Source organism: Bacillus sp. 11B20 (genome assembly GCF_056098985.1).
This window is the reverse complement of sequence record NZ_JBLZWZ010000005.1, coordinates 415,815-422,341: the sequence shown is the minus strand read 5'-3', so window position 1 is coordinate 422,341 and position 6,527 is coordinate 415,815. Positions and strand designations below refer to the sequence as shown.

Here is a 6,527-nt window from a genome sequence, read left to right as displayed (position 1 = left end):
ACATCCGGGAGCAAGCTCCCTTCTGTCCGCTCGACTTGCATGTATTAGGCACGCCGCCAGCGTTCGTCCTGAGCCAGGATCAAACTCTCCGAGGTATGCAGGATGCATATCACACATGCGTTGCTACACGATGTAGCGAACTTAGCATGTGATCATTCCCTGCCTCGTCAGCGTTTGACTGACTACCTATGAAGTATCATAGGATTTTTTATAAAAACTCGAATTAACAGGTACGTTTTGTCTTGTTTAGTTTTCAAAGATCATGTTCAAAATGGAGCGGGTGATGAGAATCGAACTCACGACATCAGCTTGGAAGGCTGAGGTTTTACCACTAAACTACACCCGCGTGGTTTGTATTGGCGCGCCCGAGAGGAGTCGAACCCCTAACCTTTTGATCCGTAGTCAAACGCTCTATCCAATTGAGCTACGGGCGCTTAATCAGGCGACTTAATTATCTTAACATATCGTTTTTATTAAGTCAACATCTTTTTGAAATTTGTTTGCCGCATCCGTGTGAACATCTGTGTTTCAAATACGTCATCAGCGACGAATAAAAATATACCATGGATCACATAAAAGGGTCAATACATTTTTCTAAAAAAGTTTCATGTTTTTTTAAAATTGATTTTTTCTTAGATCAATAGACATGTAATAGCCCTATTTTCTTCTCTTTCTTCATAATTCCAATGATTCTTAAATAAAATCTTTCTAAATACAAAGGAGGACAAAACATGGCCACATAGAATTTTTATTTATTGGAAAATTCTTAATATTTTTCCAAGCATTTAAAGGAGGTAGGAGATGATGAAAAAGTTTATCGCTTTTCAGATCATGATCGCTTTGGTGATAGGAGCTCTTATCGGCCATTTCTTCCCTGACTTCGGAATGGCTCTGCGGCCAATTGGAGATGGATTCATCAGGCTGATTAAAATGATCGTTGTTCCAATCGTTTTCTCTACCATTGTTATTGGTGCAGCCGGCAGTGGCGGCATGAAGAAAATGGGCAGCCTTGGATTAAAGACGATCATTTGGTTTGAGGTCATCACAACCATCGTTCTTGGGATCGGGCTATTATTGGCAAATGGTCTAAAGCCTGGCGTTGGTCTCGATTTCTCTAAATTAGCTAAGAAAGATATTGGGGAATTAGATGGTTATACTGAGAAGGTCGTTGACTTTAAACAAATGGTATTAGATATCATTCCAACCAATATCGTCGATGTTATGGCTCAGAATGATTTACTTGCTGTTATTTTCTTCGCCATATTATTTGGTGTAGCGGCAAGCGGCATCGGTAAAGCATCTGCTCCTGTTCTCACCTTCTTTGAATCAGTGGCACAAATCATGTTTAAGCTCACACAGATGGTGATGGTAACAGCACCTATTGGGGTTCTTGCATTAATGGCTGCTTCTGTCGGCCAATATGGCATTGTTTTATTAATCCCAATGATGAAGCTTGTCGGGACTGTTTTTTTAGGATTATTCATTATTCTCTTTGCTTTATTCCCTCTGGTCGCACTGATCTTCCGTTTTAACTACTTCGAAGTATTAAAAATGATTTGGGATTTGTTCCTTGTTGCCTTCTCTACTACAAGTACTGAAACTGTCCTTCCTCAATTGATGGAACGAATGGAGAAATACGGGTGTCCAAAAAGAATCGTTTCCTTCGTGATTCCATCTGGCCTTTCTCTCAATTGTGATGGATCGAGTTTATATTTATCAGTTGCCTGCGTATTCCTTGCACAAGCGTTTGGTGTCGACATGAGTCTGTCACAGCAGCTTTTGATGATGCTTGTTCTTGTGTTAACGAGTAAAGGGATTGCAGCTGTGCCATCCGGTTCACTCGTTGTTCTTTTGGCAACCGCTCATGCAGTCGGTCTTCCAGCAGAAGGCGTTGCCATTATAGCCGGTGTTGACCGAATTATGGATATGGCACGAACAGGCGTGAATGTTCCAGGGCATGCAGTTGCTTGTATTGTCGTATCTAAATGGGAAAAAGTATTCCGCGAGTCAGCTTGGGAAGTTCCAAAAGCAGGTAAAGAAACAAAAGGGATGTAATGTTATATGAAGGAAAGGGTACGCCCTTTCCTTTTTTATGCTAAAAACGTTTGCTTTAGTACGGCTTTTCCTCGAGGATGCAGCTGCACTTCTGCATATGCCCCATTAATCAGAGTCATTTGCGGCGGGACATGTCCACAATCTATATCATAAAAAATGGGGATTTGTAGTTCCTTTTGTAATTCTTCATATACATCCTGATACTGATACCCTTCAACAGGCACATCTACTGCACTTCGCCCAAACAACATACCTGAACAGTGATCAAACCACCCTGCTAGTTTTAATTGAACAAGCGATCTCTTCACACTTGCAGCATTTAATTCGCAGTTTTCGAAATACCAAAGAATTGGTTCATCTTTTATGAATGTTTTCTGAAAAGTTTTGACGTCCCCATAAGGTGTCCCTGCTAAATGACGTATGACATCAATGCAACCACCCATCAGTCTTCCCTTTACTATTTTTTCTTGTTGATCAACCGTATGCCATGCGGTAGGTTCTGTTAAATGAAAGACATGTTTACTCGGATTGTCATGCTGCCATTCCTTTTGATACATAGATGAAGAAAACTGGGTTATCTCCGTCTCCTCTTTTACGGAAAGTGTTCGCTCCCACATGGCAGTCGTTTGATCAAGCTCTTCTCCTCTTAGATCGACTAAGTTCGGTCCATGCGCTGTGGCAATGCCTGTTTTCAATGTCAACGCCAGCAAAAGTACACTCGTATCTGAGTAACCAAGAATCCACTTTTTCTTCATCGATGAGAAATCGAGGTGCTCTAACACTTCCATAAGCAGCTGTCCTCCCCATGGCGGGATGATGTGATCAATCTCATCACATGTCATCATGTACTGAAGTTCGTTTGCTCGTTCTATCGCAGGGGCAGATTTTGCCTTTGTCTGCTGCCAGACCGTCTTTCCACATATGACATTATAGCCTCTATTTTTCATTCTTTCACATGAAAGCTTAAACATATCATGTAAAGTTGGCTGTACACCTGAGGAAGGTGCAGTGACGCCAATTGTTTGTCCTTTTTGCAAATGCGGAAATTGAATCACTCTGCTTCCCTCCAATCTCTATCTCTCTTACCCTATCCATTTTAAAGAAAATGCCCCTTTTATAAGGGACATCTCTTTTTATTCTTTTTGGCGCAGTACAGTATAGACTCCTGCAAAGATACATAGAATCCCAATGAATGAGCGTATCCCCATCTCTTCACCTAAAAGCAGCCAGCCAAGAGCTGCCCCTACGATCGGTTGAAAGAAAAAGAACAGACCGCCGCTCGAGGCATCCATCAATTGAAGCCCTCTATTCCACAAAAAGAATGCAAGGGCTGTTGAGATGATGCCTAGATAGAGAATACCGCCCCAAATCTCCGGTCTTGCCATCTGCTCCACATCTAGGTGAGGTAAACGAAATAAAGCAGGTGGTGTTAAGACAATGAATGCAATGATGATCGCATATGTGGTCGTCACCACTTGAGGGTACTTTCCTGGAACTCTTTTAAGCAAAACAGACATGAGCGCCCATGTAAAAGCAGCGATGACGAGTGAGAGACCGCCAATAAATTCATCTGTTTGCACTGCGACTGGACCAATCATGAGCCATACACCTGCTGTAGCAAGCAGGATGGACGCGCATTTTCTAACAGTCATGGCTTCTTTTAATAGGAAGAACGCAAACAGCACCATAAAAGCAGGGGTCGCAGATGTAATCACAGCCCCCATTTGTGCAGATGTATACATGGTGCCGATTTCTTGAGTCACAATTGATAGGAAATTTCCGATCAATCCGATCATTACAACAAGCGGGATATCTTTTTTATCTAATCGAAAGGAATAGCCCAAGCGCCATATGGTGCACACCAGCACAATTCCTGCTACAGCATATCTCATCCATACAAGCTCAAGCGGCGGAACCACCGCTACTGTTACTTTGACAACAACGTACATGCCGCCCCAAATACTTGCAGCGATTGCTAGGTAAAGGGCGCCTATATATTTTTCATTCATCTTTTCCCCTCCGTTACTGGATATATTGATCGCCATATCCACAAACGGAGATCACTCTCCGTTATGGACGGAGGGTGTTTGGTACATCATGTTCAAATAAAGGCTTCCATTGCATTGTCGTCACCTCATTTGTTTTTATTTTCAGACTACTTTATAACAAATTCTGGTTGACTTCAATCCTTTTTTGTCACCATTTTTCTTCATATAATAGAAGATAAACGGGTCTTGACATGCTGAATTCGTTTTCATATAGTAATTAAAACTATAGATCGTCATGCAGAGAAGGAGTAGAGGTCGTTGGATATTGAAGCAAGGAAACATATTCCCCGCACGGAACATGAACCATTTCTCGAGGGAATAAAAGATTGTGTGCCAACCCTGCTTGGTTATATGAGTATCGGGTTTGCCTTTGGAATTGTTGGAATTAGTGCACAGTTGAGCTTATGGGACATTGCACTTCTAGCAATCTTTATTTATGCAGGTGCTTCACAGTTCATTATCTGTGCACTGCTTGTCACGGGAAGTCCCCTTTCCGCTATTATTCTCACTACATTTATTGTGAATCTGCGTCATTTATTACTCAGCCTGACGCTGGCTCCTCATTTTACACGCTACTCTTTAAAACAAAATATCGGATTCGGTCTCTTGCTGACTGATGAATCCTTTGGCGTAGCCATGAATAAATTAGCTCAGCATGGAAAGCTGAATAACCGGTGGATGCACGGACTGAACATAACGGCTTATTTATGCTGGATTGCAGCCTGCATACTTGGCGGCATTTTTGGACACTGGATTTCAAATCCTGAAGCACTTGGTCTTGATTTCGCTTTATCAGCGATGTTTGCTGCACTGCTAGTCCTTTCGTTACAGACAGTTCCCAAAAATAAGTTAACTCATCGCCTGTCACTTGTTTTGTATATGGTCATTGCCATGTTTGTTCTGCTTCATTTCGTTCCTTCACACGTGGCTGTTCTGTTAGCCACCATGATTGTCGCAACCATTGGGGTGGTGACAGATAAATGATCAGCAGCTTTATGTTATGGCTCATTGTTGGTTGTATGATCGTCACCATCATTCCAAGAGTCGTACCCTTTATATTTGTACGAAGTATTCAGCTGCCTGAAGTGGTGCTGAAATGGTTATCGTTTATACCTATTTGTATCTTTACAGCTTTGATTGCAGAGCATCTCTTCATCCATACAACAACAGGCACAGGCGTCACTATCCATTGGATGTATCTTGCTGTCTTGACTCCCACTGTACTCATCGCTGTTTGGACAAAAAGCTTGTCACTTACTGTTCTTGTCGGCGTCATGCTGATGGGCACTGCTAGATGGTTTTTCTAAAAGAAAAAGCTTAACCACATGTGGTTAAGCTTTGTTTCATTTGACGATTCCGTATACAAATCCATCATAACCTTTTTCACCAACAGTTTGAATCGCTGTTGCCTCTATTCTCGGTTCTTGTTTGAGTAAATCAAAAAATTCACGAGTTCCTTGCACTCGTTCATCCCCACTAGAGTCATGAAGGACTGCTCCATTTCTGACGACATTGTCTGCAATAATGACTGTTCCCTTTTTAGAGAAATCTAACGCCCACTTTAGATATTTCGGATTGTTTGGTTTATCTGCGTCAATGAAAATCAAATCGAATGGAAGCGCAGCCCTCTCTTTTAACTGAGATAACGTATCTAATGCCTTTCCTTGCAAAATGCTCACTCGTTCCGATAAGCCCGCTCTGCTGATGTTTTGCTGTGCGATTTGTACATGATGGCTGTCAGCCTCTAATGTGATGAGTTCTCCATCCTCTTCAAGAGCACGCGCAAGCCAAATAGTACTGTATCCACCGAGTGTCCCGATCTCTAAAATGCGCTTTGCATTCTTCGTTTTTGCTAATAAATAAAGCATTTTCCCTTGGGCTGGTGACACATCAATTGCTGGCAGACCTGCTTGCTTATTATGAGTAAGGGCTTGCTCCAATACGTCATCTTTAAGAATCAACTTGTCTGTGATATACTCGTCAACTTTCTCCCACACGTGCTCCATTTCATCCATCTCCCTTAATCATGTCTTCTATCTCAAGTCTACATGATGATCGTGAGAGCGTATAATCAATTCTTTTCACACATCTATTCATTTTTTTGATGAAAGACATGTGATGATGAATACATGGAGCAACGCACTGGTTTCGGATCTACTCGTTCAGTTTATTTTTGACATCGCCTTTTTTATCTTGAAGTTTTCCTTTTGCTTGATCCTTTTTCCCTTCTGCTTTCAGGTTTTGATGATCCGTTGCTTCCCCAAGCTTTTCCTTGACTTGACCTTTGACTTGATTTGTTTTTCCTTTCGCTTTATCCATATGTCCTTTTTCTTCACTCATTTGTTCCACCTCCAAGTTTGATACTATTCATTTAGCCTTTTTGAAAGATACAAAACATCTGAGTGTGCGATGTACACGTTTCAG

General features: G+C 41.7%; 7 protein-coding genes, 2 tRNA genes and 1 rRNA gene. 3 read left to right on the top strand and 7 right to left on the bottom strand.

The features are described from left to right. From ACN6NB_RS02785 to ACN6NB_RS02775, 3 genes are all read right to left on the bottom strand, one after another. A 16S ribosomal RNA gene (locus ACN6NB_RS02785) occupies positions 1-95 on the bottom strand; the annotation flags it as partial. A 177-nt stretch (positions 96-272) separates the two neighbouring features. Then, positions 273-346, bottom strand: a tRNA-Gly gene (locus ACN6NB_RS02780). An 11-nt stretch (positions 347-357) separates the two neighbouring features. Beyond that, a tRNA-Arg gene (locus tag ACN6NB_RS02775) sits at positions 358-434 on the bottom strand. A 370-nt stretch (positions 435-804) separates the two neighbouring features. Between ACN6NB_RS02775 and gltP the strand changes: the two genes are divergently transcribed. Beyond that, entirely contained in the window at positions 805-2,055 is a 1,251-nt protein-coding gene (gene gltP, locus ACN6NB_RS02770; RefSeq protein ID WP_039182997.1) for a glutamate-aspartate/proton symporter GltP, read from the top strand. Positions 2,056-2,090: 35 nt separating this feature from the next. Here the strand turns inward: gltP and ACN6NB_RS02765 are convergent, their stop codons facing one another. Beyond that, a complete protein-coding gene (locus ACN6NB_RS02765; RefSeq protein ID WP_144490950.1) occupies positions 2,091-3,110 on the bottom strand; it encodes a S66 family peptidase in 1,020 nt (339 codons plus the stop codon). 78 nt (positions 3,111-3,188) lie between these two features. Further along, positions 3,189-4,064 (bottom strand): DMT family transporter, encoded by an 876-nt coding sequence (locus ACN6NB_RS02760; RefSeq protein WP_047204131.1) that lies wholly within the window; start codon positions 4,062-4,064, stop codon positions 3,189-3,191. A gap of 297 nt (positions 4,065-4,361) precedes the next feature. Here ACN6NB_RS02760 and ACN6NB_RS02755 point away from each other — a divergent pair, with 297 nt between their 5' ends. Together ACN6NB_RS02755 and ACN6NB_RS02750 are read left to right on the top strand one after the other, a co-directional pair. After that, the gene (locus ACN6NB_RS02755; protein WP_058837422.1) at positions 4,362-5,087 is read left to right on the top strand and encodes an AzlC family ABC transporter permease; all 726 of its coding nucleotides are present in this window, start codon (positions 4,362-4,364) and stop codon (positions 5,085-5,087) included. Further along, complete coding sequence (locus ACN6NB_RS02750) at positions 5,084-5,410, top strand: AzlD domain-containing protein (RefSeq protein WP_039176830.1); 327 nt, start codon at positions 5,084-5,086, stop codon at positions 5,408-5,410. Before ACN6NB_RS02755 ends, ACN6NB_RS02750 begins: the two co-directional genes overlap by 4 nt. Positions 5,411-5,446: 36 nt before the next feature. On the opposite strand, the gene ACN6NB_RS02745 is transcribed toward ACN6NB_RS02750, so the two are convergent. Then, positions 5,447-6,109 carry an O-methyltransferase gene (locus ACN6NB_RS02745; protein ID WP_126681976.1) on the bottom strand — a complete coding sequence of 221 codons (663 nt, stop codon included), beginning with the start codon at positions 6,107-6,109 and terminating at the stop codon, positions 5,447-5,449. 148 nt (positions 6,110-6,257) lie between these two features. Then, complete coding sequence (locus ACN6NB_RS02740) at positions 6,258-6,443, bottom strand: CsbD family protein (RefSeq protein WP_034665964.1); 186 nt, start codon at positions 6,441-6,443, stop codon at positions 6,258-6,260. Positions 6,444-6,527: the final 84 nt, after the last annotated feature.

Coding starts and splice junctions, on each gene's coding strand:
- ACN6NB_RS02750 (WP_039176830.1), top strand. CDS start 5,084: ATGATCAGCAGCTTTATGTTATGGCTCATTGTTGGTTGTATGATCGTC.
- ACN6NB_RS02740 (WP_034665964.1), bottom strand. CDS start 6,443: ATGAGTGAAGAAAAAGGACATATGGATAAAGCGAAAGGAAAAACAAAT.
- ACN6NB_RS02760 (WP_047204131.1), bottom strand. CDS start 4,064: ATGAATGAAAAATATATAGGCGCCCTTTACCTAGCAATCGCTGCAAGT.
- ACN6NB_RS02745 (WP_126681976.1), bottom strand. CDS start 6,109: ATGGAGCACGTGTGGGAGAAAGTTGACGAGTATATCACAGACAAGTTG.
- gltP (WP_039182997.1), top strand. CDS start 805: ATGAAAAAGTTTATCGCTTTTCAGATCATGATCGCTTTGGTGATAGGA.